Raw genomic sequence first — 18,198 nt, 5'->3', positions numbered from 1 at the left:
AGCTCCTTAGGGCAAGTAATCATGCAAGTTTACCCCAATGCGTCAGCTAGATAAATATTCTGAGATGATTTGTTTTTAGCCTAAGATTGAGCTTTGTGGTTGCCTAGATTATTATAGAGCGCCTAACCCCAATTCCATACTTTGCTCTTTGAGCATGCCAAACCCCGGAGATAGCATGACTAGCTATAAAGTTTTAGACGTAAACGATGACTTACCCATTCGTACTAAAGGTAAAGTACACAGTGGCAAAGTGCGTTCAGTTTATTGGTTAACTGATGCAGATAGCAAACGCTTAATAAATGAAAAAGGCTATAACGTTCCTGCCGATACTGAATTAGCCATTATGGTTATTTCAGACAGAATTTCTGCTTTTGATTGCATATGGCAAGGTGAAAATGGCCTAAATGGCGTTCCTGGTAAAGGGATTGCATTAAACTCAGTGGCTGCTCATTGGTTTAACATGTTTAATGAAGCCGGTTTGGCGGGTAATCATATTGTTGATATTCCTCATCCATACGTATGGATTGTTCGTAAAGCCAGTACAGTTAAAGTTGAAGCGATTGCTCGTCAATATATTACCGGCAGTATGTGGCGCGACTACGCCAAAGGCGAAAGACACTTTTGTGGTTTGCAACTTCCAGAAGGCTTAAAAGCGAATCAAAAGCTTGAGCAAGTACTTATAACTCCTTCTACTAAAGGTATTATAGAAGGGGTTGCTGATATTCCTGCCGTAGATGATGTAAACATCACTCGTGAAAATATTACGAACAACTTAGATGTTTTCAATTTTAAATCGGCTGACGATGTCGCCAAATACGAAAAATTATTGGTAGAAGGATTCGAGTTAATCAGTGGTGAGTTAGCTAAGCTAGGGCAAATTTTCGTCGATACTAAATTTGAATTTGGTTATGTAGAAGATTTAAATGGTGTGCAGCAACTTATTTATATTGATGAAGTAGGGACACCAGATTCATCGCGTATTTGGGATGAAGCATCTTATAAGAATGGCAAAATTGTTGAAAACTCAAAGGAAGGCTTCCGTCAGCTGTTAATTAATAACGTACCAGAGAGTGATGTGTTATTAAATAAAGACCGTATGGCTGAGCGTGAGCAGCTAGCAAAAGATTATATTTTACCTGAGTCAGTAATGCTTGAAGTGTCTGACACTTATGTGGGTATCGCTAGCAAAATTATCGGTAAAGAGATCGTTATACCCAATGATCCGCGCCAAGAAGTGATTGCAATTTTAGATACTGACTACGGGTTAATCGTTAATTAGCGAAGTAAGTAGACAGGCATAGCAATGCTCATTTTTACTAGTAAAAAAGTATTTATTTTAACTAACTGAGCTATAATTCTTGCAATTAGTGCTCGTCTCTAATTAACTTAACCTATAGTGAATATTTAGGTGTGATTATGTTAGAGCGAGCAATGCAAGTTATTGCAAAACGTCGTTATTTATTAGTACTGGGTGCATTGTTTAGTGTGTCGGCCTTTGGCAATACCATTAATTTGGTTATTAAAGATCAGCATGACCAAGTATTGCCTAATGCTGTCGTAGAAATAAATCATTTACCTTCCTCAAAAACTACGGGCAGTTTACCCACGGCGGTAATGGATCAAGTTGATAAACAGTTTTCACCACAGCTACTTATTGTACACCAAGGTCAGTACGTTAACTTTCCAAATAGCGATAATATTCGCCACCATGTATATTCTTTTTCAAAAGCAAAGCCCTTTCAATTAAAGCTCTATTCTGGTCAGCCAGAAGATCCCATTAAGTTTGATAATCAAGGTGTTGTTGTTCTAGGCTGCAATATCCACGATTCTATGGTGGGCTATATTTATGTCGCTAATAGTAATCATGTGTATACCAGCAACGAGCAAGGCCAAATAAATCTACAAGTTGACTCTTTTCCTGTGCAAGCCAGTGTCTGGCACTCACTGCAAACAGCGACTTTGGATAATAAAAAAATGTTTGATATAAAATCAACCAGCCCGGTATCAATCACTATAAATACGTCTACGCCTGCACCACGTAACACCTTTGGCAGTCAATTTAGGGAAGGTAATGGGCAATAATTTACGTAGCCGTATAACAACGCTATGCGTTGGCTTGGTGTTACTTACAACTTTACTCAGCTTAGTGAGTTTTTGGTGGTCTACGAGTAAGTTTCAGGCAGAAAAAGTACAGCAAAATATAACGGTTGCGCAAAGCGTTTATAAGCAATATTTAAAATCAAAAGAGAGCTTGCTATTAACTGCTGCAAAGGTGTTAACCGCTGATTTTGGTTTTAAGCAGGCAGTTGCTACTCGCGATGCAGCCACCATTAGTAGTGTATTATACAATCATAGCCAACGGATCAATGCCGATTTAATGCTGTTGCTCGATTTATCGGGGCGGTTAGTGTCTGCTAATGTGAATGCACAAAATTTTGCAGATAACCTACAGCCCTTGATGGATGAATTATTAAATAATTCTGAACAATCGAGCTTTGTAGTGTTAAATAATCAGCTCTATCAAGTAATATTATTGCCAGTTAAAACCCCCAGAACCATCGCTTACAGTTTAGTCGGGTTCAAAATCACATCGGCTGTGACTACTGAGCTGAAAAGCTTAACCGGTATGGAGGTTAGCTTTGTTGCGCAATTAGATAGTTTTGCAGCAAGCTCGTTTGCACCTCAACCTGAAAAATTTCAACCTATAGAATACTTTGAAAATAAAACTACAGCTCGTTTTTTTGCTGAATATTTGGCCTATGAAAATCAACAAATAGCTTTACCATCTTTGCAATCACACCCGGTCACCTTACTACTAAGTGCTGATTTAACCTCAAGTTATCGAGATATTGAGCAACTATTGCTAACGCTAGTTACATTGGCCGTGTTAACCATGTTATTTGGTGTGATCACCAGTAGTTTGCTTGCCAATAACTTAACCAGCGGACTTACACAGTTAGCGGTTATCGCAAGGCAATTTGCCAAAGGTGACTACCGATTTAAATTTGAAGGTAAAAAACAAAGCAGCGAAATAGCAACGCTAGTCAGCGCCTTTAATAACATGGGTAATGATATTAATAAGCGTGAGCAGCAAATTAGTTTTCAAGCACATCACGATACCTTAACAGGGTTTTATAACCGTTCAGCTATGTTAGATTTATTGGCAAAGCAGCTCACTAAAGATAGATGCTACACGCTTGTTGCTATTGATATAAAAGGCTTAAGACACATAAACGACAAGCTTGGTCCGCAAGTAGGAGATGAGTGTTTAATTGCGGTGGCAAACCGTATTCGTCAATTCTCTGATGAGCTTGGTGGATTTCATGCACGAATTGGCGGCGATGAGTTTTTAACGGTTTACCCCAGTGTGGAGGCTGACCAAGTAAAATGTGCTGTAGCCGATTTGATTGAGCAATTACAGGCACCTTATCAGATTAAAAGCTTAAAAATAAGTTTGCGTTTTAACGCTGGGATTGTGCAGTACCCTGGACAAGGCGTTAAAGCGGACGATTTAATGCGGCGTGTACTCATTGCTGTTGATGCGGCTACAACAAGCCAACAAAGCTTACATTACTACCAAGATGGTGAAGATGAGGCGCACTTAGACCTTTTAATCATGCTTGATGAGCTCAAACAAGCGATTGATGATGATAACGGGCAACTGTTTATGACTTATCAGCCTAAGTTGAATATTAAAAGTCAGAAAATTGATAAGGTTGAGTCACTTATTCGTTGGCAACGTGATGATGGGAGCTGGGTTTCGCCTGAAGTGTTCATTGATTTAGCTGAGCAGTCAGGATTAATTGTGGAACTAACTGCTTGGGTTGTCGATACAGTTATTGCGCAAATAGCCGATTGGTATAAAAAAGGGATTCACTTACAGGCCGCCATTAATGTGTCAGCCCAAGATATTGCGCATGCGGGATTTCATAATTTGTTGGTCGCGACCTTAAAGAAATATCATGTAAGCCCAAGTTCTGTCACTATTGAGTTGACGGAGCGCGATATGATTGAAAATGAAGCTCAAGGTATCAAAGCGTTAGAGAACTTAAAAACTATCGGTGTTAAAATATCACTAGACGATTACGGTGTCGGGCAAACATCATTGGGGCGATTAAAAATGTTACCTATTGATGAGCTTAAGCTAGATAAATGCTTTATTTTAACTTTGCATGAGTCACAAAAAGATCAATACATAGTGCGCTCGTCAATCACACTTGGACACCAACTTGGGTTTTCAGTGGTGGCCGAGGGCGTAGAAACGGCAGCGTCTTTATCATTGCTTCATGAAATGCAATGCGATCATGCACAAGGTTACTACTTGAGTCGTCCTTTAAAAGCACAACAACTAGAACAATGGTTAGAGGAATATCAGGGTGTACATTAAATTTTTACTGAGCATGACACTCTTATTTTGCAGTACGCTAACTGTAGCTGCAACGGGAAAACTATTAGCAACACCGGGCGTGTCTCAAGTTGAAGGCAGTGCAGGAGGAGGGTTAGTTCCTTGGGCGCAGCTAGCAGGTTATGCTAGTGAGGACGAATGGGCTGTTAATGGCTTTTGTAGTCGTGCTGATGTAACAGATTACCGCCTAGATGCCTGTGGTGTGCAGCTTAACCTATTTAATCGTGTTGAACTGAGTTATGCAGTGCAACAGTTTGATGTGCCTGCGCTCAATACAGAAATAGAGCAGTCAATTTCTGGGGCAAAAATTCGTTTATATGGTGATATAGTATACAGTAAGTGGCCCCAGCTAAGCATGGGTGTACAGCATAAATCACTGGATGATGGCACAGTTGCAAAGTTGGTTGGCGCAAAAAAGACCAGTGGTACAGATGTGTACCTAGCAGCTAGTAAATTACATTTGGGCGCACTTGCTGGATACAACTGGTTTTGGAATGTGACCACCCGTTACAGTAAAGCCAATCAGTTAGGGCTTTTAGGATATGGAGGGGCTAATGAAGGTAGCCATATTTTACTAGAAGCAAGTAGTGCGGTGTTTGTAAGTCGTGAACTTGCTATTGGCATTGAGTATCGACAAAAAGCCAATAACCTAGGTTTAGGCGAACAAGATTGGCGCGATTTATTTATAGCGTGGATGCCTAATAAACACGTCAGTGTAACGGCGGCCTATTTAGACTTAGGGCGGATTGCTGGTGTTGACAAACAAACCGGCTGGTATTTATCCGTAACGGGGTATTGGTAATGAAAATTAGAGTATTTATTTTTTATTGTTTAAGCTTGCTTGCAGGATGTGCTGCTCAGCCTAATACCTCTTTGTATCACCAACTTGGCGAGCGAGCTGGGCTTGAAAAGTTAACTGACAGTTTTATTGCCCAAATAGGTAATGACAAGCAGGTATTTCATTACTTTGAACACAGTAATATTAGCCATTTTCGACAAGGGTTTATTAGTCATTTATGTTCGCTGGTTGAGGGTCCTTGTGAATACAAAGGCGACTCGATGGTTGCGATTCATACAGGTATGAATATAAATGAAAAAGACTTCAATCACGTTGTCGATTTATTAATAAATGCAATGGACGAGCAAAATATCCCACATACAGTGCAAAATGAAATTTTAGCTAAAATGGCGCCATTGCGTGGCGAAATTATTAAGATTTAATTTTTATAATCAAATGCATACATGTAAAAATATGCTGGGTATTACTCACTTGTAATTTTGGCAAGATCCGCAGTTTTATATCGTCTTTGCCTATGAATACTCGATCTATGAATTAAATTTCTGATAAATGTACTGCGGTTGGAATGAGAACCTGCATTAGCGCTTGTTATTTCACTAATAAAGCTTCGATCTTCGGCAACAGGATAGGGTTTTATGCCTATCATATTTAGGCCTACTTCAGTGTGAAACTGCATATCGACATCCACCGGTCTAAAAAACGGTTTTCTTTGCAGTAGTTTTTTAGCGCCGCTTAGTGAAATGATGTAGCCTTGAGTGCCGTTTGGTGCTTTTTTATAGTTGCCAACTGTTAGGTTATTTTCTAATAGCGTACTGTCAATAAATGGAAAGTTTCGATTATCAGATAACTTGATTAAATCCCAATTTTTTAATTTAAGCGCCGCATCAACAACATTTTTAAGTGAAGCTTCAATGAAAAGGTCATCCTCTAATACAACACAATAAGCGATATTTTCATCGACCATTTTTTGCCAAAGGCGCATATGGCTTACATAGCAACCAATTTCACCTGCAGATAGGTTGCGATTGTAACTTTTTTTATTTTTTTTCGGGCAATACCACTTGAGGATTTCTTGTTCACTAAGGTTTTTGCCAATGGTCGCTTCAAAACGTTCAGCATTTAAGTGTAGACTGGTAAGTCGCTTTAGGGTTGTTTCCCAACGGTCTTCGCAGCCTTGCATATTGATAATGTAAAAAGGGATTGGCATAATTTTATTTTATTTAGAAACCTCAAAGCAGCTATTTTAGCATTATTATAATTTGTAACCAGTCTAAATTCTGTTTATAAACAGGCTGTAATAATATATAGCTATTTCATTTCCTTAAATTTGGCAAGACGATGAAAAACATAGTCAGTGCAAAATGGTTACATGCGCGTTTAGAGCAAACTAACTTAGTTATTTTTGATGCAGGTATGCTACGCCCCTCTGCTGCAGGGGAGTACTCGCCCGTTGCTATGCTACCCAAGGCACAACGGTTTGATATCAAAAAAGAACTCGCAGATACTTCAAACCCATTACCCAATACCTTGTGTAGTGCAGAGCAATTTACTCAGGTGATGCAAAAAGCAGGCGTTAATCACGACTCATTGGTGGTGATTTATGAGGATGCGGGGTTATTCAGTGCAGCTAGAGCCTGGTGGATGTTTAAAGCCATGGGGTTTAATAACGTAAAAGTCCTCGGTGGTGGTTTAGCCAAGTGGCTTGAGCTGGGGCTTGCGGTTGAGTCAAACTATACGCAAGCATCACTAAAAGGCGACTTTATTGCTCATTACCAACCTGATTACTTTATTGATAAAAAACAGGTGCTAAGTGCTACTAAGGATGCCAATACAGTTATTTTAGATGCGCGTGCTTATGGGCGCTTTACCGGTAAAAATAAAGAGCCAAGAGCGGGTATGCGCAGCGGCCACATTATTAATAGCTACTCGCTACCTTTAAGTAGTTTATTAGAAAATGGCGAGGCAAAATCACTCGACTTTATACAAACACAGTTTAGTGAATTAGTCGGTAATGCAACCCAGATACAGTTTAGCTGCGGTTCGGGGGTTACTGCCTGTGCGCTTGCACTGTTCGCTGATGAATGCGGATATAATAATTTAAGTGTTTACGACGGCTCGTGGAGTGAGTGGGGCGCTGATAGCTCACTGCCTATTGCAGTGGGTGGCTAATTTAATTATAGGGACAATTTTTACACCCGTTTTTGCAGCAAGTACCACGTTTTAAAAAATACCACTTACTAAACACCATATAATTATTCTGCATGGTGTAATCTAACCCTTCAATTAAATTATCATGGCTTCTAAATTGTTTAGCAAAAGCGATTTGAGCTTTTATTGGTTGAGTGTATATAGTCTCTAAATAGTTATTTATTTTAGCAAGAGTACATAAGCGGCATAAGCAGCTGGTTGCTGTATCATCGAGTGGTAAAATAGTAGGTAACTGATAACACCAACATGCGGTTATATCATTAACATTACAGTTAAGCGTTGTATTACATTGGCTGCAGTTTATCTGGGTCATTTTAGGTCTTATTAACAGTAGAGCAGCAAGAATAACAAACATTATGAATATACAAAAAGCATTGGCTGAATTTATTACATTTGGCGAGCAAAGAGATAGTGCCATTAGTGTGATTGTTTCAACCGCAGCAAGCAATAAAACCTACCTGTACACACTCACAAAGCCTGTACTAATTAATGTACTTATGCGTTGTTTCAATAAAGAAATTGATATTGACGATTTACAGCTGTGGGCAAATGTTATTGAGTCGCGAGATGACATAAATTGCGCTGAGCATGAAGGCGTTATTTACGCGCTAAGTAATAGCGAGCAAATGGGCGAGTTGACTCATCAAAAGCTCGCACAGTTGTTAAAGCTGCTACAACAGTAGCAGGTGGTTATCAGAAAGTATGAAAGGTTTTAAGCAACAGTTTTCAGATGTTAGTAACCACTACTGGGCTAATCTCTAGCTGACAACTGAAACCTAAAACCTATTCTTAAAGTTTACTTATGATAGCTCAAGCAAGTTTCTACTTCGTCTTTAGAGCCTAAAATAACCGCAACTCGCTGATGGATAGCATCAGGCTGAATATCCATAATACGCTCAGTGCCTGTTGAAGCAATACCACCTGCTTGCTCTACTAGCATTGCCATTGGATTTGCTTCATATAGTAAACGTAGTTTATTAGGTTTATTAGGATCTTTAGTGTCAGTTGGGTAAGTAAATAAACCACCACGGCTAAGTACACGATGAACATCGCCAACCATTGCAGCAATCCAACGCATATTGAAGTTTTGAGCGCGAGGGCCTGTATCTCCGGCAAGTAAGTCATTAATGTAGTTTTGCATCGCTGGTTCCCAGTGGCGCTGGTTAGAGGCGTTAATTGCAAATTCATTAGTTTTAGCAGGAATAGCGGCAAAATCTTGAGTAAGTAAAAAGCTACCTTGGGTTTTATCTAAGGTAAACATGCGTGTACCTTTACCCGTTGTTAGCGCAAGCATAGTTGATGGGCCATACAGTACGTAACCTGCAGCCACTTGTTGATGCCCAGGTTGCATAAAAATCTTTTCATCAGCAGCATCTGAGCCCACAGGTGCTTTCATAATAGAAAAAATAGTACCTACAAGTGAGTTAATATCGGTATTTGACGAGCCATCAAGTGGATCAAATGCAACAATGTACTCGGCATCTGGGTTACCGGCAACAGTATAATCTTCTTCTTCAGAGGCAATCGCTTTAACTGTGCCTGACTCCAGCAATATATCTTTTAATAACTGATTAGACAGTACATCGAGTTTCTTTTGTGTTTCGCCTTGAATATTTTCATCGAGGGTTGAGCCTAATACGCCCGATAATTCACCTTGACCGACGCGAAATGAAATTTCTTTACATGCCGCTAAAATAGTACGAATTAACGACAAAAGTTCTCTTGAACAGCCATCTTCTAGTAATACTGGTGGGAGTCTACGCATTCTTTTTTCCTGATAACGTGTTAAAACTAATCATAATGTGAGAGAGATTAGTTTAGAGCGCTGAAATTCGTCTTAAATAACTGTATTGTATAAATAACCCCCTATAATGGGGTACCTACATCGCATTTAAAACGCTAATAACAAAGATAAGATTATGCAAAAAATATCACGATTAAGTTACATACTCTTTACTGTGCTGCTCTGTATGATAACTCAAGCGCACGCAGCAATTAAGTCTATTGACGAATTTACTGAAAAAATGAACCATTTCCCTGGTTATTTTTCTTTCTTTTACGATACCCAAAACGGCAATGTGTATTTAAAAGTTGATAAACTTGAGCAACAATTTTTACTACAGCATAGCTTGCCTTATGGCGTTGGCTCTAACGACATAGGTTTAGATAGAGGCCAATTAGGCGGTACCTATTTGGTACAGTTTGAGCGCTTTGGCAACAAGGTGATGTTACGTGCCGTAAATACTTACTACCGTGCAAACACGAGTAATATAGCAGAGCAGCAAAGCGTTAAAGAAGCATTTGCATCCAGCATTTTGGCGGGTTTTAAAGTTGTCGCTCAAGATGACAATGCTGCATTAATAGATTACACCCCTTATTTACTGAGTGACGTACATGGCGTAAGCCGTACTTTAGCTGCGCGCAAGCAAGGGCAGTTTAGCCTTGATGAGTCACGCAGTGCGGTATTTATGAATCGCTCAAAAGCATTTTTGAAAAATACTGAACTTGAAGCCATTCTCACCTTTAAAGGGTCTAAACCAGGTAAATACGTTCGCCAAGTGAGTGCTGATCCTTACGCTTTGAGTGTGCACATGCACCATTCACTTATTCAATTGCCTGATGATAATTACACGCCACGAAAATTTAGCCCGCAATCGGGTTATTGGAGTGTGGAGCATAAAAATTATGCAGCAGGGCTCGATGAGTCTATGTACGTGCGTTACATTCCGCGTCATCGTTTAGCAAAAAAAGATCCAAACCTAGCAGTTAGTGAGCCGATAGAGCCTATTGTTTATTACTTAGATCCAGGGGTACCTGAACCAGTAAAAACGGCTTTATTAGATGGCGGGCAATGGTGGAATGACGCTTTTAATGCTGCAGGCTATAAAAATGCCTTTAAAGTTAAAGTGCTACCAAGTAATGCAGACCCTATGGATGTGCGCTACAACGTTATTCAATGGGTGCATCGTGCAACCCGAGGTTGGTCTTATGGCAGTTCAATTATAGACCCACGTACAGGTGAAATTATTAAAGGCCATGTGACACTAGGGTCGCTGCGAGTGCGTCAAGATATCCTTATTGCTGAATCACTCGCTGCGCCTTATTTAAAAGGCAATGAAGTGGCTGGTACTTTACATGCAATGGCACTTGATCGTATTCGTCAGCTCAGTGCTCATGAAATTGGTCATACACTGGGTATTGCGCACAACTTTGCTGCGTCAGTAAATAATCGAGCTTCGGTGATGGATTATCCGCATCCGTTATTGAGCTTTGCAGATAATGGTCAGTTAGACGTATCTGATGGTTATGCTAAAGGTATGGGCGCATGGGATACGCAAGTGATCAAATATGGCTACAGTGACTTTACCGGCCAAGATGAAAGCGAAGCACTCGCTGCTATTTTACTGCAAAATAAAGCACAAGGTTTGGCGTTTATTTCTGACAGTGATGCCCGTGCCAAAGGTGGGGCGCACCCTACAGCGCATCTTTGGGATAATGGCAGTAATCCAAGTGAAGAATTACTTAGAGTGCTTGATGTGCGAAAGCAAGCGCTCGGGCAGTTTGGTATTAACAATATAAAAACTGGGGTTGCACTGTCGCAGTTAGAAGAAAAGCTAGTGCCACTTTACTTGTTCCACCGTTATCAAGTTGAAGCGGTTGCAAAGCTTATTGCGGGCGTTGATTATGACTATGAAATTCGTAGTGACGCACCCGTTAAAGGCGCCCAAGTTGTAACTAAAGAGGCTCAGCAACAAGCTGTTAATGCTATTTTAGCCACCCTAAAAGCAACTAATTTAACGCTGCCAGAGTCGATACTGTCTTTGATTGTACCAAAGGCGTATGGCGAGTCTAAATCACGAGAAAGTATAGTGGGTCGTACCGGCTTAACTATGGATGCACTTGCATTGCCTGAAGTGGCAGCGCAGCATAGTCTATCGCTATTACTTAATGCTCAACGATTAAATCGATTAGCACAGCAGCAAGCACGTGATAACCGCTTTTATAGCCTAGATGAGCTACTTAAACAGTTAAATAAGCAAGTGTTTAATGTATCAGCACCTGCCACCATGACAGGAAAAGTAACACAACGAGTACAGTACCTAACGGCAAAAACCATGGCTGATCTTGTCGCTAACGACGGTTTAAGCCCTGAAGTGCAAGCGCAACTACATTTCTATTTAAGCAAGCTTGCTGATGAGTTTAATCAGCACTCTTTGCTAGGCCATCCTGAAGTGGGTGACAGCGCATTTAAAAACTATTTAGCATCGCAAATTAATCAGTTTTTAACAACAGGGCAGTGGCCTGACAATTTTAAAGCCCTGCCAATACCACCAGGCTCACCTATTTAATAGTACAAGCCAGAGGATAAAGGCGCTGTGTAAACGTTACGTTTCATGGTGCCTTGTTTTTAGGGTGTTACTTTTGCTTGCATAAAGTTGGTTTTTTGTTAATCTAGCCACCCCCTATTTTAGTCTTTTTTGAGGTGTTTATGGCGTTTTTATCTCGTTCGATATTGGCGTTATCAATGGCACTTTTAAGCTCCAATGCAATCGCACAAAAACAATGTGATGTTGAACTTCGTCATGGTTTAATTATTACCGATGATGTGATCCGTATTGTTGATAAAGGCCAAACTAGGGTGCAAATTAACAATAATAATCAATTGTTTATTCGAGGCTACTGGGTCGACTTAAGCACCGACGAAAGCAAAGTGCTAGAACAATTTAGCAATGGTATTCGTCAAACAGTTCCTGAGTTGGTCGATTTAGCGACCGATGGCGTTAACCTAGGACTCAGTGCTATTGAGCATGTTGTTGAGGGCATGTCAGATAAAGAACCCGAAGTGCTAAAAACGCAATTACAATATGTAGAGCGCGCACTTATGGATAAGTTTAAACGTGGCGACGATTTCTTTTTTATAGCTCCTCAATCGCTTTCCCAAATAGATGATTTTTTTACTAAAGAAATTAGTCAAAAAATACACTCCGCTGTACATGGCTCTTTGGGTGCAATTTTAATGTCGCTTGGGGATGCATTTAAATCTCGAGAAGGCAATATAGAAGACCGCATGAACGACATGGGGCAACGCATGGATATCATCACCAAAGAAATCGATAAGTCGTTACAGAAAAAAGCCCATCAATTAGAACTTAAAGCCTCTGAATATTGTGAATGTTTAAACTCTCTAGATATTACTGAGTCTCGGCTGCAAGCGATTGTACCTGGGATGACAGACTTTGATTTAGTGCAGATTAAATCGTAAGAACAGAGATTAGGCAAGATTATAGAAGGCAACGAGCATCGAGCCTAGAGCGGCAGGTGAACAGCCCGAACCTCGTGGCCCGAAACCATTTCCTAACACCTAAACAACCTTACAGTTTTATCTCTGCGGCAGTTAATGGGCGGTATTCACCTGCAGCCAAGTCTTCACCTAACTTTATATCCGCAATTTGTTCACGATGTAATTCAACCACTTTGTTATCTACCGCTGCTAGCATGCGTTTTACTTGGTGATACTTCCCCTCAGAAATCGACAAACGTAAACCGTAACTGCCCAAGCGTTCAGCAATAGCAGGGCGAGTTAAATCTTTTTCATTGTGTAACTGCACACCATCGCGTAGTTGTTTAAGTGCATCTTCGGTAATCGGTTCTTGGGTTTCGACTAGGTAGGTTTTAAACTTATTCTTTTTCGGCGAGGTAATTTTGTGTGACCACTCGCCATCATTGGTAATAAGCACTAGGCCAGTGGTGTCTATATCTAAACGCCCGGCAATGTGAAAGTCGGCCATGTTTGGCTCATCAAGCAAATCAAATACGGTTTTGTGTAACTCATCTGAATTAGCGCACACATAACCTACCGGCTTATTGAGCATAAAGTAGCGTTTACCTAAAAAAACTAATGGCTGATCATAAAATAACACATCATCTTGTTGAGTAACTTGAAAGTCAAATGCCGTGATCACCTCGCCATTAATGCTAGCCGCTTGGCTTTTTATTGCTGCGCGGGCTTTTGAGCGTGGTAACTCTGCTAAATGGCTAATAAATTTATCTAAACGGCAAGGAAATTTCATGTTGTTCACATTTTTAGTCGGCTACAATGGCCGCGAGTATAGCGGATAGTGAAATACCATGACAGAGCCCAGCACAGAAATTTTAAGCCTGTACCATAACAAAGTTTCATCAGGAGAGCTTGAGTTCGATGCGGCGCAGCACCAAGCTGTGAGTGCGTTACAGTCTTTAAGTGAGCAATTAAATCAGCCTGCAAGCTGGTGGAAAAAAGCACCTTCAACAAAGGGAATATATTTATATGGCCCGGTTGGTCGGGGTAAATCTATGTTGATGGATTTATTTTATGAAAACTTACCTACAGAGAAAAAGCAGCGCCTGCATTTCCATCATTTTATCGAAAAAGTTCATGCTCAACTAGCCAAGTTACAAGGAGATAAAAATCCGCTGCAAATAATTGCTAAACAGTGGGCCAAAGAGATAAAGGTACTGTGCTTTGATGAGTTTTTTGTTAGTGATATTGGTGATGCCATGATCATGGCTCGGTTATTTAACGCTTTATTTGAACAAGGCGTGGTGCTAGTAGCAACCTCTAACGCAAAACCCGAGCAACTTTATTACAACGGCTTGCAACGCGCGCGATTTTTACCAACTATCGATTTAATAAATGCGCATTGTCGTGTAATTAACGTAGCGGGGGAGGAAGATCACCGCTTCAGGTACGGCAGAAGTAGTCGTCATTATTTTATTAACTTGCCCGGTGTTGAATTTGAGGCTGGGTTTTTATCCGCACACCCTCAAGCAATGCGTGATAATACAATGACTGTGCATGGCCGAGCTCTGTCTTATTTATTAAGAACTGAGGATGCTTTACTGATTGATTTTATGGCATTGTGCTCAGGCCCTCGTAGCGCCAATGACTATATGTTTTTAGCAGAACAGTTTTCGGTAGTATACATCGCGAATGTGCCAGTAATGGGAAAAGAGGCAACTGGTAAAGTTATTGTACATGGTATAGAAGACAGCTATCAGCGCGAAAAGCAGCAGTTAGATGAGCATACTTTCGATGATGAAGCTCGGCGTTTTATTGCCTTAGTCGATGAGTTTTACGATTGCCACAAATTACTGGTAATTAATGCCCAGGCCGACATAAACGAGTTATACCAAGGTAAAAAGTTAAGTTTTGAATATGCGCGAACCCAGTCACGGATTGTAGAAATGCAAAATTGGTAAGTACAACATTAAAACACCGAATTTAATTTAAATGCGGTGTTTTAATTTTAAGCTGATAACTTAAAGAAGCCTTTATGACTTATATCCATTTGGATTATTTGACTGCCAGCGCCAAGTATCTTGCATCATGACATCAATACCACGCTCGGCTTGCCAGCCTAGTTCACTAAGCGCTTTTTCTGGCGCAGCATAACAGGCTGCAATATCACCAGGGCGACGAGGTGACACCGCATAAGGGATAGCTTGGTCGCTAGCCTTAATAAACGCATTGACCATTTGTAATACTGAATAGCCGTTACCGGTACCAAGGTTATAAATAAGTGCGCCGGTTTCTGCGGCTATTTTATCAAGCGCTTTTAAATGCCCTAAGGCTAAATCTACAACGTGAATGTAATCGCGAACGCCAGTACCATCTACCGTGTCGTAATCATCGCCAAATATAGCGAGCTGCTTTAATTTACCAACCGCAACTTGTGAAATGAAAGGCAGTAAATTATTAGGAATGCCATTAGGATCTTCACCAATTAAACCTGACTCATGTGCACCAACAGGATTAAAGTAGCGCAAAATAGCAAACGCAAAGCGCTCATCTGATTTAGCTATATCTTGCAGCATCATTTCAACCATTAGTTTAGACGTACCATATGGGTTGGTTGTACCGCCAACGGGGAAGTCTTCGCGTATTGGTAAGCTTGCAGGGTCACCATAAACTGTTGCAGATGAGCTAAATACCAGTTTAAACACACCCGCGTCACGCATAGCATCAACTAGTGTTAATGTGCCTTGTACGTTATTTTGATAATACGCGATTGGTTTGGCTACCGACTCACCAACTGCTTTTAAACCTGCAAAATGAATTACACTATCAATGTTATGTTTTGCAAATACTGAGTCTAAAAAGGATTTATCTAAAATATCACCTTGATAAAAAGTAATTGCTTTACCGGTTATTTTTTTCACTCTCTCAAGTGACTCTTCAGAGGAGTTACTTAAGTTATCGATAACGATAACGTCGCTGCCTTGCTGTAAAAGTTCTAAAACGGTGTGTGAGCCAATATAGCCTGCGCCACCGGTTACTAAAATTGCCATGAATGCTCCTTGGAAACCTCTGTTCAATTACCCTAATTTCACCATAAATAATGAGTTTTTACATGTATTATTTTATTTGCTTTGTAATAGTATGATCGTAAACTGTACTTTCGATTACATTTTGTGCAATTTTAATAACACCTCAGCGTAAAGATTAAGTTATAGTTCATATGTAATTGCTAAAGTGATGTATAGCGATTTGTAAAATATTCAATTGATCACAATGATCAAAATACTCGTTGGAGAAACGTATGAACTTAGTTAAAAAAATAGCAATGTTGATGTGTATTGCACTACCGAGTGTTGTTTGCGCGGGTGAGGCTCAAGTGAAATGGCATGACTTTAATGATTATCGCGATGTACGCCCATCAAACCAAACTAAAGGCTCATACCATAAGCAAATAGCCAAAAGTATTGATGAACACTTTGCAAAGCTCAGCGAGCAACTTCCTAAAAACTACAGTTTAAAAATTGAAGTAACCGATTTAGATTTAGCCGGAGACGTACGCTATGGCGGTGTTAACGAAATCCGAGTGGTTAAACCTATTCACTTTCCACGCATTGAATTTAATTATGTGCTTAGTGATGAAAGTGGCGTTGTCGCACAAGAAGATAACGTAAGCTTAAAAGATATGGGTTTTATGGATAAAATTAAAATGGGTCGAGATGAAGCATTTTACTACGAAAAACGCTTATTAACAGAGTGGTTTGGTGAACAAATTTTACCGCGAATTAAGTAACATAGCGCAAAACATCTGTGCAACAGATGTTTTGCGCAGTAAGCCCAGAGTGCTTACTTAAAGGTCGCTAACAAGGTTAATAAGTTTTGTAGTTTAATAACTGCTTGTTTTAGCTTTTCTTCGTCTAAACCGTCGCTTGATAAGCTTTCTACATCAGCGGCAACGTCTAAAACGTACGGCTTAAAGCGTTTAGCTTCAAAGCTAAATCCAGCGTCTTCGGCAAATAAGGCTTTAAATTTTCCGTGGCCTTGCTGTTGTAACTCATCGAGTTTTTTATCAGCATCAAGCGCCTGACGGTAAACAATTTTTAAGTTGGCGTTGAGTTGTTCAATTATAGAATCCATGGTTTTCCTAAAGCTTAGTGCAATGTTGCCGATAAATACTTAAGTGGGTTGGTAAAGTAATTTACCAATTCAACGACTATAATACGTGTATTACATTTAAATGTCAGGTGTGAGTTATGAATATATCAGGTGGAAATCTACCTACAATCCCTGGTGCAGGCCAAGGCGCAGAGGTTTTAACTGCTGCTTTATCTAAAAAGCAACAGCAAGCTGATGGCGCCGCTGCACTTGCGCTTATTGAAGGTGCTACACAAACCTCAAGTGCACAAACACCGGCTAAGTCGGTTACTGCAACACTTGGGAATAATGTAAACGTTTATGTTTAAACCAATTTGAGGTCAATAGGGGTTTTACTTTTTTGGCCTCCTATTTCTCTTACTAGTTTAGGCACTAAAAATCCTGGCAGGGCCTCTAAAAGCTCTGCCATTATTTTTATGGCTTGTGCCTCATCTATATCAAAATGACTTGCGCCTTCTACTTTATCTAGTAAGTGTAAGTAATAAGGCAATACATTTGCATCAAACAACGCTTCACTTAAGTTTATTTGCGCATCAACTGTATCGTTCACGTCTTTTAAAATAACCGCCTGATTTAATAACAGTACATTGGCTTGTTTTAGCATGTTCATGGCGTTTTTAAAGTCATTGTCTATTTCGTTAGCATGGTTAATATGATTCACGAATATAATTTTTAGTGGTGACTTTGCTAATCTTTCACATAATTGTTCAGTAATGCGTGCAGGGATCACAACGGGTAAGCGGCTGTGTATGCGCATTCGTTTTATTTGTGGCATTTGCTCAAGCTCATCTAAAAACCAACTAATAGCATCGTCTTTGGCCATTAGTGGATCGCCACCACTTAAAATCACTTCGTTAATATTTTTATCAGCTTGTATATAGCTCAATGCATCAATAAGGCTGCGTTTATTTAACTGGTTTTCTTGATAAGGAAAATGGCGTCTAAAGCAGTAGCGGCAATTTACCGCACAACCAGTTTTAAACATGACTAAAACACGTGATTTATATTTATGTAACAGACCTGGTTGATTGTTATCTTGCTCAAGTAGCGGATCTTTATTAAACCCCGACTTAGTTAAAAATTCTTGATGGCGAGGCATAACTTGCAGCAATAAAGGATCATTTGCATCGCCATGACGAATTTTTTTTATAAAAGGCAATGGCACACGAACAGGAAACAAGCTACGAGCTTTTATGTCGTTTTCATGGACTTGGCTCGATAAACCAACCATTTCTAACAACACTTTTGGGCAGGTAACTACATTTGCTAATTCTTTTTGCCAGTTTTTATGCAAATTTGCTTCATTTCTTTGTATCATTGGCACGTAGATTACTCGAAAAATATAAATAGAGGAAA

At 39.9% G+C, this 18,198-nt stretch carries 19 protein-coding genes; 12 read left to right on the top strand and 7 right to left on the bottom strand.

From position 1 onward, the window contains the following. Positions 1–175 precede the first annotated feature (175 nt). The 5 genes from MTF66_RS15830 to MTF66_RS15810 all read left to right on the top strand — a co-directional run bounded on the left by MTF66_RS15830 (position 176) and on the right by MTF66_RS15810 (position 5,626). Positions 176–1,279 (top strand): phosphoribosylaminoimidazolesuccinocarboxamide synthase, encoded by a 1,104-nt coding sequence (locus tag MTF66_RS15830; RefSeq protein WP_109875435.1) that lies wholly within the window; start codon positions 176–178, stop codon positions 1,277–1,279. Positions 1,280–1,416: 137 nt separating this feature from the next. Continuing rightward, complete coding sequence (locus tag MTF66_RS15825) at positions 1,417–2,082, top strand: methylamine utilization protein (protein ID WP_055012244.1); 666 nt, start codon at positions 1,417–1,419, stop codon at positions 2,080–2,082. Further along, positions 2,072–4,387 carry an EAL domain-containing protein gene (locus tag MTF66_RS15820; protein ID WP_138621323.1) on the top strand — a complete coding sequence of 772 codons (2,316 nt, stop codon included), beginning with the start codon at positions 2,072–2,074 and terminating at the stop codon, positions 4,385–4,387. The genes MTF66_RS15825 and MTF66_RS15820 overlap by 11 nt, the downstream gene beginning before the upstream one ends. Before the next feature lie 13 nt (positions 4,388–4,400). After that, complete coding sequence (locus MTF66_RS15815; RefSeq protein ID WP_282454125.1) at positions 4,401–5,207, top strand: DUF3034 family protein; 807 nt, start codon at positions 4,401–4,403, stop codon at positions 5,205–5,207. Beyond that, complete coding sequence (locus MTF66_RS15810; RefSeq protein ID WP_010390499.1) at positions 5,207–5,626, top strand: group 1 truncated hemoglobin; 420 nt, start codon at positions 5,207–5,209, stop codon at positions 5,624–5,626. The genes MTF66_RS15815 and MTF66_RS15810 overlap by 1 nt, the downstream gene beginning before the upstream one ends. Positions 5,627–5,667: 41 nt before the next feature. Here the strand turns inward: MTF66_RS15810 and MTF66_RS15805 are convergent, their stop codons facing one another. Continuing rightward, positions 5,668–6,411: a glycosyltransferase family 25 protein gene (locus MTF66_RS15805; RefSeq protein WP_010390501.1), complete on the bottom strand. Its 744-nt coding sequence runs from the start codon at positions 6,409–6,411 to the stop codon at positions 5,668–5,670. A gap of 131 nt (positions 6,412–6,542) precedes the next feature. On the opposite strand from MTF66_RS15805, the gene MTF66_RS15800 reads away from it, so the two are divergent. Further along, positions 6,543–7,373 (top strand): sulfurtransferase, encoded by an 831-nt coding sequence (locus MTF66_RS15800; RefSeq protein WP_010390502.1) that lies wholly within the window; start codon positions 6,543–6,545, stop codon positions 7,371–7,373. A gap of 1 nt (position 7,374) precedes the next feature. Here MTF66_RS15800 and MTF66_RS15795 read toward each other — a convergent pair whose 3' ends face one another. Continuing rightward, a complete protein-coding gene (locus MTF66_RS15795) occupies positions 7,375–7,725 on the bottom strand; it encodes a DUF5522 domain-containing protein (protein ID WP_138621321.1) in 351 nt (116 codons plus the stop codon). A 43-nt stretch (positions 7,726–7,768) separates the two neighbouring features. Here MTF66_RS15795 and MTF66_RS15790 point away from each other — a divergent pair, with 43 nt between their 5' ends. Then, positions 7,769–8,095: a hypothetical protein gene (locus tag MTF66_RS15790; protein ID WP_010390505.1), complete on the top strand. Its 327-nt coding sequence runs from the start codon at positions 7,769–7,771 to the stop codon at positions 8,093–8,095. A gap of 113 nt (positions 8,096–8,208) precedes the next feature. Here the strand turns inward: MTF66_RS15790 and MTF66_RS15785 are convergent, their stop codons facing one another. Further along, the gene (locus MTF66_RS15785; protein ID WP_008115459.1) at positions 8,209–9,177 is read right to left on the bottom strand and encodes a class 1 fructose-bisphosphatase; all 969 of its coding nucleotides are present in this window, start codon (positions 9,175–9,177) and stop codon (positions 8,209–8,211) included. Positions 9,178–9,331: 154 nt separating this feature from the next. On the opposite strand from MTF66_RS15785, the gene MTF66_RS15780 reads away from it, so the two are divergent. Next, a complete protein-coding gene (locus MTF66_RS15780; RefSeq protein WP_138621319.1) occupies positions 9,332–11,761 on the top strand; it encodes a zinc-dependent metalloprotease in 2,430 nt (809 codons plus the stop codon). Between the two features lie 140 nt (positions 11,762–11,901). Further along, positions 11,902–12,675, top strand: coding sequence for a YggN family protein (locus MTF66_RS15775; protein WP_010390508.1), 774 nt, complete (start codon positions 11,902–11,904; stop codon positions 12,673–12,675). Between the two features lie 109 nt (positions 12,676–12,784). On the opposite strand, the gene rsuA is transcribed toward MTF66_RS15775, so the two are convergent. Further along, on the bottom strand, positions 12,785–13,483 hold the full coding sequence (rsuA, locus tag MTF66_RS15770) for a 16S rRNA pseudouridine(516) synthase RsuA (RefSeq protein WP_248527635.1): 699 nt from the start codon (positions 13,481–13,483) through the stop codon (positions 12,785–12,787). Positions 13,484–13,541: 58 nt separating this feature from the next. Here rsuA and zapE point away from each other — a divergent pair, with 58 nt between their 5' ends. After that, positions 13,542–14,651 carry a cell division protein ZapE gene (zapE, locus tag MTF66_RS15765; protein ID WP_248527634.1) on the top strand — a complete coding sequence of 370 codons (1,110 nt, stop codon included), beginning with the start codon at positions 13,542–13,544 and terminating at the stop codon, positions 14,649–14,651. Positions 14,652–14,723: 72 nt separating this feature from the next. On the opposite strand, the gene galE is transcribed toward zapE, so the two are convergent. Then, positions 14,724–15,740: a UDP-glucose 4-epimerase GalE gene (galE, locus tag MTF66_RS15760; protein ID WP_054202507.1), complete on the bottom strand. Its 1,017-nt coding sequence runs from the start codon at positions 15,738–15,740 to the stop codon at positions 14,724–14,726. A gap of 251 nt (positions 15,741–15,991) precedes the next feature. On the opposite strand from galE, the gene MTF66_RS15755 reads away from it, so the two are divergent. Then, positions 15,992–16,480: a DUF3016 domain-containing protein gene (locus tag MTF66_RS15755; RefSeq protein WP_010390512.1), complete on the top strand. Its 489-nt coding sequence runs from the start codon at positions 15,992–15,994 to the stop codon at positions 16,478–16,480. 53 nt (positions 16,481–16,533) lie between these two features. Here MTF66_RS15755 and MTF66_RS15750 read toward each other — a convergent pair whose 3' ends face one another. Further along, positions 16,534–16,824: a hypothetical protein gene (locus tag MTF66_RS15750; RefSeq protein WP_010390514.1), complete on the bottom strand. Its 291-nt coding sequence runs from the start codon at positions 16,822–16,824 to the stop codon at positions 16,534–16,536. A 116-nt stretch (positions 16,825–16,940) separates the two neighbouring features. On the opposite strand from MTF66_RS15750, the gene MTF66_RS15745 reads away from it, so the two are divergent. After that, positions 16,941–17,150, top strand: a complete 210-nt coding sequence (locus tag MTF66_RS15745) for a hypothetical protein (protein WP_013463951.1) — start codon at positions 16,941–16,943, stop codon at positions 17,148–17,150. Here the strand turns inward: MTF66_RS15745 and epmB are convergent. After that, positions 17,147–18,160: an EF-P beta-lysylation protein EpmB gene (gene epmB / locus MTF66_RS15740; RefSeq protein ID WP_138621313.1), complete on the bottom strand. Its 1,014-nt coding sequence runs from the start codon at positions 18,158–18,160 to the stop codon at positions 17,147–17,149. The two genes, MTF66_RS15745 and epmB, sit on opposite strands and share 4 nt — an antisense overlap. Positions 18,161–18,198 lie beyond the last annotated feature (38 nt).

The sequence above is a fragment of the Pseudoalteromonas sp. 2CM39R genome (assembly GCF_023161845.1).
The sequence above is the reverse complement of the archived record's forward strand: the minus strand, read 5'-3'. Positions and strand labels throughout refer to the sequence as shown.